20 protein-coding genes are annotated in these 17,855 nt (G+C 67.8%); 9 read left to right on the forward strand and 11 right to left on the reverse strand.

The window, feature by feature from the left end; all coding sequences use genetic code 11:
* Nucleotides 1-53 precede the first annotated feature (53 nt).
* From ACFSQR_RS06660 to ACFSQR_RS06680, 5 genes are read right to left on the reverse strand one after another with little or no spacing between them, the layout of a single operon-like run.
* Nucleotides 54-704 carry a general secretion pathway protein GspB gene (locus ACFSQR_RS06660; protein WP_377728855.1) on the reverse strand — a complete coding sequence of 217 codons (651 nt, stop codon included), beginning with the start codon at nt 702-704 and terminating at the stop codon, nt 54-56.
* Nucleotides 704-2,272 carry an AAA family ATPase gene (locus tag ACFSQR_RS06665; RefSeq protein WP_377728856.1) on the reverse strand — a complete coding sequence of 523 codons (1,569 nt, stop codon included), beginning with the start codon at nt 2,270-2,272 and terminating at the stop codon, nt 704-706. Before ACFSQR_RS06665 ends, ACFSQR_RS06660 begins: the two co-directional genes overlap by 1 nt.
* 3 nt (nt 2,273-2,275) lie before the next feature.
* Nucleotides 2,276-2,746: a hypothetical protein gene (locus tag ACFSQR_RS06670; RefSeq protein ID WP_377729033.1), complete on the reverse strand. Its 471-nt coding sequence runs from the start codon at nt 2,744-2,746 to the stop codon at nt 2,276-2,278.
* On the reverse strand, nt 2,746-2,934 hold the full coding sequence (locus ACFSQR_RS06675) for a hypothetical protein (RefSeq protein WP_377728857.1): 189 nt from the start codon (nt 2,932-2,934) through the stop codon (nt 2,746-2,748). Before ACFSQR_RS06675 ends, ACFSQR_RS06670 begins: the two co-directional genes overlap by 1 nt.
* A 59-nt stretch (nt 2,935-2,993) precedes the next feature.
* A complete protein-coding gene (locus ACFSQR_RS06680; protein ID WP_377728858.1) occupies nt 2,994-3,941 on the reverse strand; it encodes a LysR family transcriptional regulator in 948 nt (315 codons plus the stop codon).
* 127 nt (nt 3,942-4,068) lie between these two features.
* On the opposite strand from ACFSQR_RS06680, the gene ACFSQR_RS06685 reads away from it, so the two are divergent.
* The 9 genes from ACFSQR_RS06685 to ACFSQR_RS06725 all read left to right on the forward strand — a co-directional run bounded on the left by ACFSQR_RS06685 (nt 4,069) and on the right by ACFSQR_RS06725 (nt 13,409).
* Entirely contained in the window at nt 4,069-4,332 is a 264-nt protein-coding gene (locus tag ACFSQR_RS06685; protein WP_377728859.1) for a hypothetical protein, read from the forward strand.
* A gap of 170 nt (nt 4,333-4,502) precedes the next feature.
* Nucleotides 4,503-5,798, forward strand: coding sequence for a GIN domain-containing protein (locus ACFSQR_RS06690; RefSeq protein WP_377728860.1), 1,296 nt, complete (start codon nt 4,503-4,505; stop codon nt 5,796-5,798).
* 133 nt (nt 5,799-5,931) lie between these two features.
* The gene (locus ACFSQR_RS06695; RefSeq protein WP_377728862.1) at nt 5,932-6,804 is read left to right on the forward strand and encodes a BadF/BadG/BcrA/BcrD ATPase family protein; all 873 of its coding nucleotides are present in this window, start codon (nt 5,932-5,934) and stop codon (nt 6,802-6,804) included.
* The gene (locus ACFSQR_RS06700) at nt 6,804-7,535 is read left to right on the forward strand and encodes a GntR family transcriptional regulator (protein ID WP_377728863.1); all 732 of its coding nucleotides are present in this window, start codon (nt 6,804-6,806) and stop codon (nt 7,533-7,535) included. Before ACFSQR_RS06695 ends, ACFSQR_RS06700 begins: the two co-directional genes overlap by 1 nt.
* Entirely contained in the window at nt 7,532-8,644 is a 1,113-nt protein-coding gene (nagA, locus tag ACFSQR_RS06705) for an N-acetylglucosamine-6-phosphate deacetylase (protein WP_377728864.1), read from the forward strand. Before ACFSQR_RS06700 ends, nagA begins: the two co-directional genes overlap by 4 nt.
* A complete protein-coding gene (locus ACFSQR_RS06710; protein WP_377729034.1) occupies nt 8,634-9,647 on the forward strand; it encodes an SIS domain-containing protein in 1,014 nt (337 codons plus the stop codon). Before nagA ends, ACFSQR_RS06710 begins: the two co-directional genes overlap by 11 nt.
* A 13-nt stretch (nt 9,648-9,660) precedes the next feature.
* Nucleotides 9,661-11,139 carry a beta-N-acetylhexosaminidase gene (gene nagZ, locus ACFSQR_RS06715; protein ID WP_377728865.1) on the forward strand — a complete coding sequence of 493 codons (1,479 nt, stop codon included), beginning with the start codon at nt 9,661-9,663 and terminating at the stop codon, nt 11,137-11,139.
* A 151-nt stretch (nt 11,140-11,290) separates the two neighbouring features.
* A complete protein-coding gene (locus tag ACFSQR_RS06720) occupies nt 11,291-12,586 on the forward strand; it encodes a tetratricopeptide repeat protein (protein ID WP_377728866.1) in 1,296 nt (431 codons plus the stop codon).
* A gap of 127 nt (nt 12,587-12,713) precedes the next feature.
* Nucleotides 12,714-13,409, forward strand: a complete 696-nt coding sequence (locus ACFSQR_RS06725; RefSeq protein ID WP_377728867.1) for a hypothetical protein — start codon at nt 12,714-12,716, stop codon at nt 13,407-13,409.
* A gap of 33 nt (nt 13,410-13,442) precedes the next feature.
* Here the strand turns inward: ACFSQR_RS06725 and ACFSQR_RS06730 are convergent, their stop codons facing one another.
* The 6 genes from ACFSQR_RS06730 to trmD all read right to left on the reverse strand — a co-directional run bounded on the left by ACFSQR_RS06730 (nt 13,443) and on the right by trmD (nt 17,842).
* Nucleotides 13,443-14,225, reverse strand: a complete 783-nt coding sequence (locus ACFSQR_RS06730; RefSeq protein ID WP_377728868.1) for an SDR family oxidoreductase — start codon at nt 14,223-14,225, stop codon at nt 13,443-13,445.
* Nucleotides 14,226-14,317: 92 nt separating this feature from the next.
* Nucleotides 14,318-14,665 carry a DUF3579 domain-containing protein gene (locus ACFSQR_RS06735; RefSeq protein WP_377728869.1) on the reverse strand — a complete coding sequence of 116 codons (348 nt, stop codon included), beginning with the start codon at nt 14,663-14,665 and terminating at the stop codon, nt 14,318-14,320.
* A 124-nt stretch (nt 14,666-14,789) separates the two neighbouring features.
* Nucleotides 14,790-15,752, reverse strand: a complete 963-nt coding sequence (locus ACFSQR_RS06740) for a CobD/CbiB family protein (RefSeq protein ID WP_377728870.1) — start codon at nt 15,750-15,752, stop codon at nt 14,790-14,792.
* A gap of 97 nt (nt 15,753-15,849) precedes the next feature.
* Nucleotides 15,850-16,509: a CoA pyrophosphatase gene (locus tag ACFSQR_RS06745; RefSeq protein ID WP_377728871.1), complete on the reverse strand. Its 660-nt coding sequence runs from the start codon at nt 16,507-16,509 to the stop codon at nt 15,850-15,852.
* A 75-nt stretch (nt 16,510-16,584) separates the two neighbouring features.
* Nucleotides 16,585-16,965, reverse strand: coding sequence for a 50S ribosomal protein L19 (rplS, locus tag ACFSQR_RS06750; RefSeq protein ID WP_377728872.1), 381 nt, complete (start codon nt 16,963-16,965; stop codon nt 16,585-16,587).
* 106 nt (nt 16,966-17,071) lie between these two features.
* Entirely contained in the window at nt 17,072-17,842 is a 771-nt protein-coding gene (gene trmD / locus ACFSQR_RS06755) for a tRNA (guanosine(37)-N1)-methyltransferase TrmD (RefSeq protein ID WP_377728873.1), read from the reverse strand.
* Nucleotides 17,843-17,855: the final 13 nt, after the last annotated feature.

Raw genomic sequence — 17,855 nt, forward strand, 5'->3', positions numbered from 1 at the left:
CCGACTTTAGGGTTCGCGCGAAAAAAATCTGCGCAGCCGTCCCGTGACGACAGCTAGTACGGCATGCGGAAGCGCGTTCCCCGGTAGTTCATCACGGCGGCGGCCGGCAGCAGCTTTTCCAGTACCAGCCCCGGCGCCACTTCCTCCCCTTCCCGGCGCAGGTCCTTATCCACCAGCAGCAGGCGTTCGGACGGCACCGCCGAGTAGATATATCCGCCCAGCGTCACGCGCGGAATGCCCGCGGATATCGAGGACGGCAGCATGGCGAGCGTGGGCAGCGCGTCGTCGGCGCTGGCTTCCGGCTGCGGCGCCTGGACCTGTGGGGCCTGGGGCTGGGGCGCCGGCTGAACCGGGGATGCTTGCGCCAGCACCGGTGCCCGCTCGGGCGGCGGCGCGACCGGCTTCGGAGCCGGGGCGGTTCCCGGCGCGAGCGGCACCGCGGCCGGCGCAGGCGGCATTGGAGGAACCACAGGCGCTGCGGCCAGCGCCACTGGCTGGGCCGGCTCCTGCCCGCCGAGCGAACGCAGGAACGCTGCAGCCCCGCCGGCAAGCAGCAAGGCGGCGCCCAGCGCGATCCACAGCCTTGGGTTGCGCACCGGTGCGGCGGCGGCGGGCGCCGGGCCGGCGGCATCATGGATGCCGGGCGTGCTGCCCAGCTGGCGTTCGGCTTGCGCTTTCTTCAGCGCTTCGAGGATATAGGACATTACTTTCCGTTCCCGGCGGAGGCGAGGCGCGGTTCGCCCACTCCACCCAATTGATTGAGCCGCATGAAAGTACGCGGGCCCGCCAGCCCGTCGGCGGCCAGCTGCTGCCGCTGCTGGAAGGCGCGCACGGCCTCCTGCAGCGGCGCATCGAACGGCTGGCCGGCATGGCGTCCTGCCGCCACGCCCAACTGGGTGGCAAGCTGGTCGACATCCTCGCCGCGGTCGCCGGGCCTGAGGTGCTCGCGGTAAGGGGCGGCGTAGCGCCACAGCGTCGTGAACCGGCCATCCATGCGCGTCGCCAGCTCGCCGGTGGGGACGGTGTGGCGCCGTCCGCCCATCAGCAGCGTGGCCCGCGCCGCATTGAGCGAGACCAGCACCGCATGCCGCGTACCCTGTCCTTCGCGCAGCGTGACGACGGCGGGCCGGTCGAGCGTCCCGAGTTCGAACAGGCCGCCCTTGCCCTGGTAGCAGCGCAGGCCGTGCCCTGCCGCCGCGCCGCAGCCCTCCTCGCCGGCGGGCAGCGGCGTTCCCCACACCTGCACGAGTTCGCGCAAGGCGGCGTCCATGCCGTCGTGGCTGGCCTGCGCAAGACTGGCGGGCGGCGGTGCAGCCGTGCGCACGGCTGCGGGCGCCGCAACCGCCTCCCGGGGAGCGGCCGGGATGACGTTCCATGCCGCCGCCGCGCCCAGGGCCGCCACCGACAGCGCCGCAGCGGCAGCAAGCGGCCAGCGCAACCTGCGCGGCAAGCCTGCATCGCCCGGATGCGCGAACACCTCACGCGCGGCGCGGCGCAGGATGCCCGGCGTTACCTGGGCACTGTTCTCGACGTACGCGCCGAGCAGCGCGCGGTCGCACAGCAGGTTGATCCGGCGCGGCACGCCGCCCGTCAGCCGGTGCGCCAGCGCCAGCACGCCGGGCGGGAACGGGACCGGCCCCGCGAACCCTGCCACGGCCATCCTGTGCTGCACGTACTGCGCCGTCTCCGCCTGCGTGAGCGGTCCGAGGTGATAGCGCGCGATCACGCGCTGCGCCAGCTGCTCGAGCTCCGGGCGCGCCAGCATGTCGCGCAGCTCCGGCTGCCCGATCAGGATGATCTGCAGGAGCTTGCGTTCGTTGGTCTCCAGGTTGGTCAGGAGGCGCAGTTGTTCCAGCACGCCGGCCGACAGGTTCTGCGCCTCATCGATCACCAGCACGTTGTTCAGGCCCGCCGCGTGGCACTCCAGCAGATAGGCGTTGATCGCATCGACGTACGTCTTGATGCTGCCGCCGGCCGGCGCCGCGATGCGGAACTCGTCGCACACTGCCTCCAGCAGTTCCTCGACCGTCAGCTTCGGATTGAACACGTAGGCCAGCCTGCAATGCGCAGGCACCTGCTCGACGAAGCAGCGGCACACGGTGGTCTTGCCCGCGCCGATCTCGCCCGTCAGCAGGACAAATCCGCCACCGCTGCCCACGCCATACAGCAGGTGGGCCAGCGCCTCGCGGTGGCGTTCGCTCATGAACAGGTAGCGCGGATCGGGCGCGATCGAGAACGGCGCGTGCGCCAGCTTGAAGTATTGCTTGTACATGCCTCAGTGTCCGGGGAGTGGCGGCCGCGATTTGGCGCAGTAGATCTTGGATCGGGCCTGGAAGTAGACGATGCGGCTGCCGGGCGCGGACTCCAGCACGGCATGGCGCGACGCGTCCATCTTGCGGTGCCTGACGCCGGCGCTCTTGCGGATGGCCGTGTCCAGTTCGTCCGGCGTGGCGTCCGCGACGGCGGCGATGAAAGCCAGGTCGCCGCTGCCGTCGCTGACCAGCACCTCGCGCACCGGCGAACCCCACAGGGTGGCGTCGGCGCGGAACCAGTACGCCCCGCCCTCGCGCTTGTACGACGGCCCGAAGGCCAGCGTGAAGTAGCGATGGAAGTAGGCGTTGTCGATGTCGTCGCGGCACAGCAGCGCGCTGCCGACCACGGGGCCGAAGGTCGATGGCGCGGCCATTGCCTGCGGGAGGACCCCGGCACAGGCGATGCAGGCGGCGAGCAGGCGGATGGTGCGCATCACCAGCCGGGCTTCCCGGCGCGGCGGCGCGCCTCGACCTGCGCCTGCAGCGGCGCGGGCAGCGATTCGAAATAGCCCGGCACCCGCGTCAAGGCGTCCTCGGTGAGTTCGCGCGCTACGCCATTCACGAGAAAGGCGTACACGGTCGCGCCGTCGGCGTTCGTGTGCGTTCCCATGTACCTGATCATGCGTGCGTCCTCCTGTTTGGCTGCGGGGCCTCGTCCATTATGACACCGCGCGGCGTCCTTTAGCCACCGCCGGGCCGCTCCCGCGCCGCAAATGCGTCGGACAGCCACGGGTCGGCGTCCGGGTGCGGGAACAGGGCGGACATGAAATCGACGAAGCTGCGCACCTTGGCCGGCAGCAGGCGGCGGCTCGGGTACACCAGCGTCACTTCCAGCTTGCCCAGGTGGTGCTCGCGCAGCAGCTGCACCAGCCGGCCGCTGGTCAGGTCATCCTCCAGCGTGAACGAGGGGCGGATCATGATGCCCATTCCGGCCAGCGCCGCCTGGCGCAGCACCGCGCCGTTATTCGATGTCATCCTGCTCCTGATCGGCACGTTCAGCAGCTTGTTCTTCCAGTGCACCGGCCAGGAGTGGCGCAACAGCTCGTAGGAAAAGTTCAGGCAGTCGTGGTCGCTGATCTGCGACGGCTCCGATGGCATGCCGCGCCGCGCGACGTATTCCGGGGACGCCACCAGCACCACCGTGGACAGGGCCAGCTGGCGCGCGATCATGCTGGCGTCAAACTTCTGCAGCCCGATGAAGATGCCGACGTCGTAGCGTCCCTCCACCAGGTCGCTGGCTTCGTCGGAGAGAGTCACGTCCAGCACCACCTCCGGATGCGCCTGCGCGTACTTCGGCAGCAACATGGCCAGTTGCGACTGGCCGAAGCCGGGGTGGCTGTAGATGCGCAGGGTGCCGCTCGGGCGCGCCGCGCTGGACTGGGCCAGTGCATCGGCGTCGTCGATGTCGGCCAGGATCTGCTGCACGCGCTCCAGGTACTTCTGCCCGGTCTCGGTGAGGGACAGCTTGCGCGTGGTGCGGTTCAGCAGGCGCGTGCCGAGGTGCGCCTCCAGGTCGGCCACGCTGCGCGTGACCACGGCGTTCGAGACGTCCAGGGCGTCCGCCGCCCGGGCAAAACTGCCCTGCTCCACCACTTTCGCGAACACGCGCATTGACTGCAGGCGATCCATAAGGCCTCGATTATTCCAAAATCAGCAATTACCCATTGCGATTATTCGTCTTTTTTGCGGACGGCGCAACGCCTACACTGTGTTCATTGCAGTCCAGTACACATCCAACCAAAGAAGGGGAACCATCATGACCGCACGTTACCTGATCGCAGCAGCTACCCTCATCGTCGCCGGCAGCGCGTTTGCAGCCGATGCTCCTGCCACCGCGGGCGCCAACGCCGCAGTGACCGCAGCCGCGGCCTCCAGCGCCACCGCCAATGCGGCCAAGCTCAACCTGCCGGTACTGCAGGCGGCCACCGTGCGCACCCGCGAAGCCGTGCGCGCCGAAGCCATCGAAGCCGTCCGCAACCACAAGACCACGCTGTCCCAGCAGCTGGAAATGACCAAGTAAGCGGCGTCGTACCAGAGCAGCATGCGAAGGGGGCAACAGCCCCCTTTTTGTCGTTCGTCGCCCCTAAACGCAGCTTGGGGTGCTTTTTTGCCAATCCGTCGTTTTGGCAAGGCGGCGCGAACCCGGCAGTTATACGCTATGGCGCATCCTCAACCTCACTATAAAACGACATGAACACGACTCTCAAACTCGCCGCGCTCGCCGCCCTTGTCGCATGCGGTACGATTTCCGCCCTCCCCAGCCAGGCCGACGAACTGCCGAAGAACGCGGTCACCGAGAAGCGCCAGGTCCAGCCGTTCAAATCGATCGAGTCCGCAGGTCCGTTCCGCGTCATCATCCGCGCGCAGGGTCCGCATGGCGTCGAGGTGACGGGCGAGAAGGACAGGCTGCATGAACTCGAGACGGTGGTGGTCGGCGACACGCTGATCGTGCGCGAGAAGCGCCGCGCCGGCTTTCACTTCGGCTTTTCCGTGCGCAGCACGAATGCCGTCGTGACGGTGTCGGCGCCGGTGGTGCGCAGCCTGAAAGTCTCCGGCAGCGGCGACGTGGAACTGGACCAGGTCGCGGGTGAGGCGTTCAGCGTCCACGCCGACGGCCCCGGCGACGTGCGCGTGACGGGCGCCGTGCGCGACCTGGACGTGCGCAGCACCGGATCGGGCGACCTGGACCTGAGCCGCATGCAGGCAGTGAACGCCAATATGCGCATGAGCGGGCCGGGCGACGTCGAAGTCGCCGGCCTGACCGGTGAAGTCTCGCTCGACATGAGCGGCTCGGGCGACCTGTCGGCGACTCGCCTGCGCCTGTCGCGCATCGGCACCCAGGTCCGCGGTCCAGGCAGCGCGCGCCTGGAAGGCAGCAGCCGCGAGATCCGTACCCAGGTCAGCGGCTCGGGCGACCTCGAAGCCTGCGGCCTGGCGGTCGAATCGGCCGAAGTGGCGCTGCGCGGACCGGGCGACGGCTGCCTGGGCGGACGCATCACCAAATTCGATGCGCGCGTGACCGGCTCGGGCGACCTGACCGTGTCCGGGCTGGCCGCGCCGTCGGCTCTGGTGCAGGTGGGCGGCCCCGGCGGCGTCGAACTGGAAGGCAGCATCGCTGCGCTCAAGGTCGACGTGGATGGTTCGGGCGATTTCGAAGGCCGCCAGCTTGCGATCGAATCGGGCACCGTGTACGTGAGCGGTCCGGGCTCGGTGGAACTGGGCACGGTCAGCAAGACGCTGGACGCGACCCTGCGCGGCTCGGGCGGCATGTCCGCCACGCTGGCCTCGGCCAAGCGCGTGGTGCTGAACATGAACGGGCCAGGCGGCGCCACGCTGGACGGCCGCGTCGACAGCATCACGGCCCGCATCAACGGCTCCGGCAGCCTGCAGGCGCGCGGCCTCGAAGCGACCAACTCCGATATCGCCGTGAACGGGCCGGGCACGGCCAACGTCAACAGCCGCGCCAGGGCGGTCGCCGGGAAGTAACAAGAAGGGGACGGTCGCGCATGTCGGGCCGTCCCCGGCTTATTGGTCGCGCAATACCACCCTCATACCTGTTGACAATCTGGTCCGGTCCACCTATAGTCGGGAGCACTTCCTGTAGCGGACCACTTCATCCATGATTGAGTACCTCATTGGCGCCGATGGCGGCGGCACCGGCACGCGCGTGCGGCTGGCGCGCCCCGACGGCGCCGAACTCGCGCTGGGCACGGCGGGACCTTCCGGCCTGTCGCTCGGTATCGCCAGCGCCTGGGCCGCTGTCAATTCGGCCATCGACGCGGCGTTCGCCGCAGCCAATGTGCAACGCCCGGACAACGCGGCCATCGCAGTCGGCGCAGGCCTGGCCGGCGTGCACAACAAACAGCAGGCCGAAGCCTTCACCGCAGCCAATCCTGGCTTTGCCCGCCTCCTGCTCGAAACCGATGCCTTCACCACCCTGCTCGGCGCCCATGGCGGCAAGCCGGGCGCGATCGTGGCGGTCGGCACCGGCAGCGTGGGCGAAGTCCTGCTGCCGACCGGCGAGCGGCGCGAGGTCGGCGGCTGGGGATTCCCCGCCGGCGACGAAGCGGGCGGCTGCTGGCTCGGCCTCAAGGCGGTCGGACACATCGAGCAGGTATTGGACTGCCGCCAGCCGGCGTCCGCATTTGCCAGCGAACTGATTGAAGCATGCGGCGGCGGCCGCGACGGCCTGTTCGCCTGGCTCGCCGCAGCCAACCAGACCGCCTACGCACGCCTGGCGCCGATCGTGATCGCGCACGGCGCCAGCGACGACGTGGCGCACGCCATGCTGCGCGACGCCGGCCGCGAGGTGGAACGCATGGCGCACGCGCTGGATCCGTCGGCCGCGCTGCCGCTGGCCCTGTGCGGCGGCCTTGGCGAGGCGCTGCGGCCATACCTGTCGCCCGCTTTCGCCGCGCGCGCCCGCGCGCCGCAGGGCGATTCCGCCTTTGGCGCGCTGTGCCTGGTGCGCCAGGCCATGGAGGAATGCTGATGGAAGCCCTGACCAGTTTCAAGCCCGACACCGGCAGCGTCACGCCGCTGTATGTGCAGCTTGCCAACCGTATCGCGGAAGGCATCGCGGCCGGCGAGTGGCGCCCGAACGAAGCGCTGCCGTCCGAGCGGACGCTGTGCGAGATGCTGTCGATCTCGCGCGTCACCGCGCGCAAGGCCATCGATGTACTGTGCGACCGCGGCATGCTGACGCGCCGCCACGGTTCCGGCACCTACATCACGCCCAAGCTGGAACAGCCGCTCTCGCGCCTGTCGGGCTTTTCCGAAGAACTCAGCCTGCGCGGCTTTTCGGCCGGCTCGCGCTGGCTGGAGCGCTCCAGCGGCGTGGCCCAGCCGTCCGAGCTGCTGGCGCTGGGCCTGTCGCCCAACACGCCGGTGGCACGCCTGAAGCGCCTGCGCACCGCCGACAATGTGGTGATGGCGATCGAATACAGCGTGATCCCGTCGGCGCACATGCCCGACCCGCGCGCGGTGGACGATTCGCTGTACGGCTACCTGGAAGCGCGCGGCTCGGTGCCGGTGCGCGCGCTGCAGCACATCAAGGCGGTCAACGCGACCGAGGAACAGGCGCGCCTCGCGGGCCTGGAACCCGGCGCCGCCATGCTGCACATTACGCGCGTGAGCTACCTGGAAAGCGGCGCGCCAGTGGAACTGACCCACTCGTACTGCCGCAGCGATTATTACGAATTCGTGGCGGAGTCGCGTCGATGAAGCAAACCATCCAAGGCAATATCCTCACCCCCGACGGCTGGATCGCCGGCGCCCTGCACTGCGACGGCGTGATCGAGCGCATCGAAGGCCAGTCCGCCGATCCGCAGTCGAACGGCCTCGATTACGTGATTCCCGGCTTCGTCGACCTGCACGTGCACGGCGCAGGCGGACGCGACATCATGCAGGGCGCCGACGCCCCGGACGTGGTCGCGGCGATGCACGCGAAGCACGGCACGACCAGCCTGCTGGCCACCACCATGACCGCGCCGCCGCAGGACATCGTCTCCGCGCTGGACGCCGTGGGCGCAGCCATGAAGGCGCCGCGCCCGGGCGCCGCGCGCATCCTCGGCGTGCACCTCGAAGGGCCGTACATCAATCCCGGCAAGCTCGGAGCGCAACCGGCATTCGCGCGCGAAGCGACGATGGCCGAAGTGATGGAGCTGGACCGCCACGCACCGCTGCGGCTGATCACGGTGGCGCCCGAAATGCCCGGGCACCTGGAACTGGTAAAGGCCATCGCCGCCGCCGGCATCCGCGTGCAGATCGGCCATACCACCGGCAGCTACGAGGACGGCGTGGCCGCACTGGAGCACGGCGCGGCCGGCTTCACGCACCTGTTCAATGCCATGAGCGCCCTGCACCACCGCGAGCCCGGCATGGTCGGCGCCGCACTGGCCCACGCGCAGTTCGCCGAGGTGATCCCCGACCTGCTGCACGTGCATCCGGGCGCGATCAAGGCGGCGCTGCGCGCGATCCCGCACCTGTACTGCGTCACCGATTCCACCGCCGCGACCGGCATGCCGGACGGCGACTACATGCTGGGCCGCCAGGTGGTCCACAAGTGCATGGGCGGGGTGCGCCTGCCCGACGGCACCCTGGCCGGCAGCACGCTGACCATGGACCAGGCGCTGCGCAACCTGGTCGGCATCGGCCTGGACCTGGCCGACGCGTCGCGCCGGGTCTCCACCTATGCGGCCGACTATCTCGGCGAGGCCGGCATCGGCCGCCTCGCTTCCGGCGCCCGTGCCGACGTGGTCGTGCTGGGTCGCGACCTGCAAATCAAATCTGTCTTTATCGAAGGAGTGCCGTGTGACCTCAATGATGCTTAAGGAGGCGCTTTCTGCCGCCGATTGTGTGGCTGGCCAGCTGGCCCAGGACGGCGACCGCTACGCGGAACTTGGACGCGTGCTGCGTTCCACCAGTATCGACACCGCGCTGACGATCGCGCGCGGCAGCTCGGACCACGCGTCGAGCTATTGCGCCTACCTGACCATGGCGCGCATGGGCCGCATCGTCGCCTCGCTGCCGATGTCGCTCGTCACGCTGCACAAGGCGCCGCTGGTCACGCGCAACACGCTCACCATCGCGATCTCGCAATCGGGCCAGAGCCCGGACGTGGTCGAGCCGACCCGCTACTTCCGCGAGGGCGGCGCCACCACGGTGGCGCTGGTCAACGACACCACCTCGCCGCTGGCGCAGGCCGCCGAGTGGACCATGCCGCTCCACGCCGGCAAGGAACAGAGCGTGGCCGCGACCAAGAGCTTCATCGCCAGCCTGGTGGCGGGCGCGCGCCTGGTCGCCAACTGGCAGGACGACGCGGAACTCAAGGACGGCCTGGCCGCCCTGCCGGACGCGCTGCGCGTTGCGGCCGGCGCGGACTGGTCGGCGGCGCTGGACGTGCTCACGCCGGCCCGCAACATCATGGTGGTCGGCCGCGGCATCAGCTTCCCGGTCGCGCTGGAAGCGGGCCTGAAGTTCAAGGAGACTTCCGCCCTGCAGGCCGAGGCCTTCAGCGGCGCGGAAATCAAGCACGGCCCGATGGCCCTGATCGAGGAAGGCTACCCGCTGCTGATCTTCGCCACCCGCGGCCCGGCCCAGGCCGGCCTGGTCGAACTGGCCGGCTTCATGCGCGAACGCGGCGCCCGCGTGCTGCTGGCGGCGCCCGCCGACATCGCCGGGCGCGACCTGACGCTGCCGGTGGCCTCCACGCCCGACCTCGACCCGATCGTCGCGATCCAGGCCTTCTATGTGATGGCCGCCAAGCTGGCCGAAGCGCGCGGCATGGACCCGGACCGCCCGCGCCACCTGTCCAAAGTCACCAAGACCAATTAATTCCCCAGTACCGATGACTCCATCCCGCATCCTGGCCGGGCAGCTGATCATGATCCGCTTCCCCGGCACCGAGCTTGACGAGGCCACGGCCGCCTTCCTGCGCGATAACGCCGTGCGCGCCGTATGCCTGTTCCGGCAGAACATGAAGGACCCGGAGCAGCTGTCGCGCCTGACCGCGCAGCTGCGCGAAGTGATGGGCCCGAACGCCCTGATCGCGCTGGACCAGGAAGGCGGCGCCGTGGTGCGCGCCACCTGGGTTCCCCCGCCGCCGGCTGCGATGGCGCTGGGCGCGGTGGGCGACGAATCGCTGGCCCGCCGCACCGGCGCGGCGGTTGCACGGGCGGTGCGTTCGCTCGGCTTCAACTGGAACTTCGCTCCGGTGCTGGACCTGAACAACAACCCGCACAACCCGGTCATCGCCGAGCGCTCCTTCGGCGCCGATCCGGAGCAGGCATCGAAGCTCGCGCTGGCGTGGATGGAAGGCAGCGAGGCCGAAGGCGTGGCCTGCTGCGTCAAGCACTTCCCCGGCCACGGCGACACCAGCGTCGACTCGCACCGCGCGCTGCCCACCGTGGACAAGCCGCTCGACGAGCTGCGCAAGTTCGAGCTGGCGCCGTTCCGCGCCGCGGCGCCCACGGCGGCCGCCATGATGACCGCCCACATCATCTACCCGCAGGTGGACCCCGACCATCCGGCCACCATGTCGCGCCGCATCCTGCATGGGCTGCTGCGCGAGGAATTCGGCTTCCGCGGCGCGATCATCACCGACGGCATGGACATGCTGGCGATCGCCTCCCACTACGGCGTGGGCAATGCCGCGGTGCGCGCCCTGCAGGCCGGCGCCGACATGGTGATGGCGCTCGGCACCCCTGAAACCCAGAACGAGACGCTGGATGCGATCGCCGCTGCGATCGACAACGGCACCCTCGACAGCGAAGAGGTCAACGCCAGCATCGCGCGCATGTCCCAGCTGGCGCAGCGCTACCCGTGCGGCGCGCCGCCCTACATGACCGACAGCGCCGACCGCGAAACGATGAAGGAAGGCTGGCGCCGTGCCCTCACGCTGCGCGGCCGCGCGGCCCGTCCGCCGGCCGGCGCCAGGGTGCGCCTGGTGGCGCGCCAGGATGCGGCCAGCGATGGCGTCTCGGAAGCGGCAGTGCCGGCCGCGCGCATCGCCGAATCGCTGGGCCGCCTGTACCCGGTGGAACTGGTCACCTATGCGGACGCCGAGTCGTTCGACTGGTCCTCGCTGCCGCGCGACGGCAGCTTCACCATGCTGGCCTCCACCTCGCGCCTGCGCTATGGCGAGCGCGCCCGCGCCACCTGGAAGCCGGACCTGCACCTGTGCCTGTGGAACCCGTACCAGGCGCTCGACTTCGACGCCCCGGCCCTGATGACCTACGGCTATGCCGCGCCCGCACTGGACGCGGTGAATGCCTGGCTGTCCGGCGAACTGGAGGCCAAAGGCAAGGTTCCGGTGCCCGGTTTCTGAGCCGTGCATACTCACAAATGGACACAAAATCGGCAACTTACTGCCGGGTTTGTGTGACAATATCGCGTTTCCCGAATATCAGGGGTGTCCGCGCCCACTGCCAGGCAGCAGGAGCGGACGGTCGTCTTCGTATAACTTAAGGATCTTCACAATGTCCAATTTCCGTCTCGCCCGTATCAGCCTGCTGCTGGCCGCTATCGGCCTTTCCGCCGTCCCAGCCGTGCATGCGCAGGACAAGCCAGCCGACGCAAAAGCTGAAGCGCCGAAAGACGCGGTCCGTCCGGAACTGCACAAGCTGCTGGACCCGAAAGTGGTGCAGCCCCTGATGACGGCCAAGAACTACGCCGAAATCAAGAAGCTGATCGACCAGGCCGACGCTTTCCCGAACAAGAACCCGTACGAGACGTACGTGATCGACCGCATGAAGCTGGCGCACGCCTCCTCGACCGGCAACGACGCCGAAGCGATCGCCGCCCTCGAGCGCGTGACCGCGTCCGGCCGCCTGGACAAGAAAGAGCAGGAAACCTTCCTGCAGGCGCTGGGCAACTACTACTTCAACGGCAAGGACTATCCGAAAGCCATCGCGACCTACCAGCGCTTCGGCACCGAGACCGGCAAGCCGGAAGTCGTGCGCACCGCACTGATCCGCGCGCACTACCTGAGCGGCGACTACGCCACCACGGTCAAGATGATGGGCGAAGACCTGGACGCAATGGCCAAGGCGGGCAAGGTTCCGTCGGAAGAAGACCTGCGCCTGTACGCCAGCTCGGCGAACAAGGTCAAGGACAACGCGTCCTACGTAAAGGGCCTGGAGTTGCTGGTCACGCACTACCCGTCCGACGAGCTGTGGGCCGACCTGCTGGGCCGCCTGCAATCGCGCCAGTCGTACGACCTGCGCCTGCAGGCCGACCTGTACCGCCTGCTGAACAGCGTATCGGCAACCATGGGCTCGGACGAGTACGTGGAACTGGCCGAGCTTGACCTGGCCGCCGGCATCCCGACCGAAGCGAAGACCGTGGTGGACGCAGGCTTCAAAGCCGGCATCCTGGGCACCGGCCCGCAGGCAGCCAACCACAAGAAGCTGCGCGACCGCGCCAACAAGGGCGCCGCCGACGACGCCAAGAACATCGCTTCGGGCGAAGCCGGCGCGCACAAGAACAAGGACGGTATCGGCCTGGTCAACCTGGGCTACGCCTATGTCACCATGGGCCAGTTCGACAAGGGTATCGACCTGATCCAGAAGGGTATCGCCAAGGGCACCCGCCGCCAGGAAGACGCCAAGCTGCGCCTGGGCATCGCCTACCTGAAGGCAGGCCGCAAGGATGAAGCGATCAAGGCATTCGAGTCGGTCAAGGGCGACCAGAACCTGAACGACCTGGCACGCTACTGGATCCTCCATGCCAAGCGTCCAGCCGGTGCTGCCGCACCTGCCGCCGGCGCTGAATAAGCCGCCGCGCTGACGCGCGAAAAGGCCGGGAACCGCAAGGTCCCCGGCCTTTTTACTTTGTGTTAGGTAACGAACATCCCGGCGGGAAATTACCAAACATAATCGTTTCACCCAACAGGAGGAAACGATGCCAGCCGCAAGTGAACGTCCAGTACAGCCGCAAGCCTGCCCAGATTATTTCCCATTTGTCGAACCACGCTATGGCGCCCAGGCGCTCCGCCAGCGCGAACGCGGCACCGGTCCGCGCGTACTGGTGATCGACTGTGCCTGCGGCGACGAAGGGCGCGGGATGGCGGCGCTGGCACGCGACCTGTTGCGCCGCGAGGGCGTGCAGGCGACGGTCCTGCGGCTCGGCAGCACGCCAGAGTCCACGGCGGCGCTGGTGCGCAGCTGGGTGTCGGCGCATGGAGTGCTGATCTGCACCCCGGCCTCCGGACTGGAACCGGGCGGCACGCTGGCGCAGGCGATCGACCGGCTCGACTGCAGCGCCGGCCTGTCACGCTTCCCCGACTACCTGGCCGACCGCGTGTACGGCATCGCCGTGTGCGGCAATACCCTGCTGGCGGAAGGCACGCGCCGTGCGCTGGCCGGGCGGCTCGACAGGATGGGATTGGTGGACAGCAGCAGCTTTGCGCAACTGGACCGGCATGCCGGCTACTACGAGCCGGCGCTGGCGGCGGAAACGGTGTGCGCCGACACCGTAGGCTTCGCCGAACAGGTGGAAAACGTGGCGCTGGCGGTATGCCGCGGCGTGCGCGACCTGCGCGCCGGACGCCTGCCGCGGCTGTGCCGCCCGCATCGCGCCCACCACTTCAGCGCCTGAACCGCCGTCCCCGCGAACGCGGGGACGACTTGATCAGATGGCGGTCAGCCCGCCATCGATCGCCAGCTGGTGCCCCGTCACGAACGAGGCATGCTCCGAACACAGCCACAGCACCGCATTCGCCACATCCCGCGTCTCCGCGAAGCGTCCCGCCGGGTGCCGCTTCAGCAGTTCCTGCGCGCGCTGCGGATCGCGTTCGAGCGCGCGCGCCATCGATGGCGTGCGCACCGTGCCCGGGCACACGCTGTTGATGCGGATGCCCGCCCCGGCGTACTCGAGCGCGGCGCTGCGCGTCATGCCAACCACCGCATGCTTGCTGGCCGCGACCAGGGCCTGCCCCGGTGCGCCCACCAGCGCCATGGCCGACGCGGAATTGACGATCGCCCCGCCGCCCTCCTGGCGCAGCATCTGGCGCAACTGGTACTTCATGCACAGCCAGGTCCCTTTTACGTTGAGCGTCATGATGCGGTCGAACGCTTCTTCGTCCGACTCGGACAGCGCGCCGGGCTCGTCCTCGATCCCGGCATTGTTGAACGCAAAATCCAGCCGCCCGTAGGTGGACACCGCCTTGTCGACCAGCGCTTCGACGTCCTGTGCACGGGTCACGTCCGAGCGGACGAACAGCGCCTTGCCGCCCTGCTCGACGATCATTGCCGCGCTGGCGTGGCCGCCATCGACATTGGTATCGGCGATCACCACCACCGCCCCGGCGGCGCCGAAGGCGAGCGCAGTGGCGCGGCCGATCCCGGCCGACCCGCCTGTGACGAGGGCGACCTTGCCCTCAAAGGAAAAGCTGTGTTGCCTGGTTTTGATCATGCGACATCCTGTTTCTTGTTATTCGTGAGGCCATGCATATTGCCAGCATAACCGTCATGATGCCGTGAATCAACAAATTGAAGCGGGATGTGTCAGGGATTTGCCTCACCCGGCAGGGGCAGCAGGCAGGCGTCCACCACTTGCAGGTCGTTGTCCTTGGCGAAGTTGACGACAAAGTGGTAGGCGAGCGGCTCGACGTCGCGCAGCGCCGCGTTGACGACGACGGCCTTGGTGCCGTTCAGCACGGTTGGGCGCACGTAGGCGGAATACTTGAGGTGGGAATTGCGGCCGCCCTTCGCCCCTTCCGGCTGGAAGCAGGACATCACGCCGCACAGGCGCTCGGCCCAGTCGCTCGGGCGGAACTGCCTGCCATTGCTGGTAAGGCCAAGAATGAAGAACTCGTTGGCGGGTTCTTTCTTGATGTCGGCTTGCTCGGCCATAAAAGGACAATGCAGAGGAACGGGAAAGGGGTGCGGGTATTATATCTTATAGAAGAGTTGAGCACCGATAAAAAGCTGCACTGCCGTCATCCCGGCACTGGGATGACGGTAGTGGAAGGCAGGATTATGCGCCGAACCAGGCAGCGCCGGACAGCAGCAGCAGGAGCATCATCCACAGCAGCAAGGCGCGCCACACCAGGCCCACCGTGCTTTGCAGCGAACGCACGTTCGGCTCCTCGCCCGGCAGCACGTCGGTGTCGGCTTCGGAGATGTCCACGGTGGCGGCGTCGGCCGGCAGCGGACGCGCCGCGTTCTCGTTGGGCGTGCCCAGGCGCACGCCCATGGCGCCGCCGCCGGACGCCATCAGGATGCCGACCGATTCGCTCGACCAGCGGCGTGCGAAGTTACGCCAAGCGTAGATCGCGTCCTCGAAGTTGCCCACGACGGCAAACGCCACCGCGGTCAGGCGCACCGGGATCCAGTCCAGCCAGTAGAAGGCCTTGGCCGCGAACTGGCCGAACGCCTCGTTGCGCATGTGTTCCGGTTCGTTCCAGGCGCGCGCCAGGTATTCCGACACACGGTACAGCACGGCCGCGGCAGGCCCGAGCGGCATCAGGAACCAGAAGAACACGCCGAACACGTTGCGGTGCGTGGTAATCAGGGCCTTCTCCACGGCGATGCGCGCGATCTCGCTGGTTTCCATGCCGACCGTGTCGGTTTTGGTCCATTCCGCGAGCAGCGAGCGCGCGGTGTTCTCATCGCCGGCGTTGAGCGCAATCTGGATCGAGGTGAAATAGTGGCTGTAGTGGCGGAAGCCCAGCGTCAGGTAGACCACCAGCACGTTCCACGCGAAGGCCGCGAAGATCAGGTCGTAGTGGATCATGACGGCGTAGATGATCCCGATCGGCAGCACCAGCACCGCCATCATGGCGAACCACGCCATGCGGCCATACAGCGGGTCTCCGGCGTTGAACCACGCTTCCATGCGCGTCGCCAGGCGCTTGATCTCGGCATAGATGGCGTTGTCGGCCCGCAGGGGCTTCAACTGCTCGATCAGGAGCGCGCACAGAATCGAGAGAAAAGTCATTCAATATCCTTGTTGAAACGTAGACGCTACGATAGCAAACTTACGCCCTTTTTAGAATGCTTAGTGCCGCCATCTCCATCCGGGGCCCCGGGCAGCATCAGGCGCGCAGGAGGTGGAACAGGTTGCGCAGCATGCCGGCAGTCGCGCCCCACGTGAAATATGGCCCGAACGGGATCGCGTAGAAGCTGCGCGAACCGCCTTCGGGCAAGGGGAACGACATGCGCTGGTGGTTGGCGCCATCCATCAGGAAGGACAGCGGCACTTCGAAGATCTCCGCCACTTCGTCCTCATCGGGCGTCACCTCGAACGGCGGCGTCACCAGCGCGACGACGGGCGTGACGCAGTAGCCCGTGGCGGTCAGGTAGTCGGGCAGGACGCCGATCACTTCGATGTGCCGGCGGTGCAGCCCGATCTCCTCTTCCGTCTCGCGCAGGGCGGTCTCCACCGGCGAGTCGTCGAACGCTTCGGCGCGTCCGCCCGGGAAGCTGATCTGTCCGGGATGGTCGGTCAGGTGCGCGGTGCGCCTGGTGAGCAGCACGGTGATGCCGTCCGCGCGCTCGACCAGCGGCACCAGCACCGATGCGGGCGTCGGCACGGGCCGGGCGGAAAACTCCAGCTGCGGCTCCGGCTGCCAGCGCGGCGGATCGGCCAGGCGTGCGCGCAGCCATGCAGCGGTCAGCCGTCCGGCCGGCACGGCCGGCTCGCCGGCGATGCCGTCCACCGGTAGCTGCTGCGGATCGAACAGGGGTTTGGCCACGGATACGCCTTGACTGGTAATGAAAAAAAGGGGCACCACAATGGGCGCCCCTTCTCCACGCAACTACTGCCGGAATTACTCGGCGGTAGCAGCAGCGCGGCGGTTTGGCAGCTTCTCTTTGATGCGTGCCGATTTGCCCGAACGCTCGCGCAGGTAGTACAGCTTTGCACGACGTACGTCACCGCGACGCTTCACTTCGATCGAAGCGATCAGCGGGGAGTACAGCTGGAACGTACGCTCGACGCCTTCGCCGGACGAGATCTTACGAACGATGAAGTTCGAGTTCAGGCCACGGTTACGGCGGGCGATGACGACGCCTTCGTACGCCTGTGCACGCTTACGGGTGCCTTCGACGACGTTGACGTTGACGATCACGGTGTCGCCAGGTGCGAAGTCAGGAATCGACTTGCCCAGGCGAGCAATTTCTTCTTGCTCAAGTTGTTGGATCAGATCCATTTTTTAGCTCCATTTGCCATCATGCCGGCGCTCTCCGCCGAAAAAGGCTTTACAAATCTTCCGATATACCTTTTTCGGCTGCCCGGTAGAGGATGGGGTGATACATTTACTGCTTGGTTTCCTGGCTCGCCGCGAGGCTCGCCAAAAACTGTTCGTCCTTCTTGCCGAGCAAGCCCGCTTCGCGCGCCTTCACCAGCAAATCAGGTCGTTTCTTCGCGGTCGCCTCCAGCATTTTCTGGCGGCGCCATTTTTCAATCTCTGCGTGGTTCCCGCCCATCAGGACCGGCGGCACTTCCACGCCTTCGTACACTTCCGGCCGCGTGTAATGCGGCGCATCGAGCAGGCCGTTGACAAAGCTGTCTTCGACCGCGGAGGCCTCGTCGCCCAGCACGCCAGGCAGCTGGCGCACCACCGCGTCCATCAGCGCCATCGCGGGCAGTTCGCCGCCCGACAGCACGAAGTCGCCGAGGCTGATCTCTTCGTCCACCACCCGGTCCAGCAGGCGCTGGTCCACCGCTTCGTAGCGGCCGCACAGCACCACCAGGCCCGGCTCTTCCTTCAGCTGCATCACGCGTTCGTGCGTCAGCGGCTTGCCTTGCGGGGACATGAACACCACGCGCGGCGATGGCAATCCCATGTCGACCTGGCGTTGCTTGGCTGCGGCGATGGTCGCTTCCAGCGGTTTCGCCAGCATCACCATGCCCGGTCCGCCGCCATACGGGCGGTCGTCCACGGTGCGGTGGCGGTCGGTGGTGAAATCGCGCGGATTCCAGATCGACAGCCCCCAGCGCTGCTGCTCGAACGCACGGCGGGTCACGCCCGACTGCGTCAACGCGGCGAACATCTCCGGGAACAAGCTCACGACGTCAAATTGCATCGGGCTTACGCGT

This window comes from Pseudoduganella sp. GCM10020061, assembly GCF_042683405.1.
GTDB lineage: Bacteria > Pseudomonadota > Gammaproteobacteria > Burkholderiales > Burkholderiaceae_D > Telluria.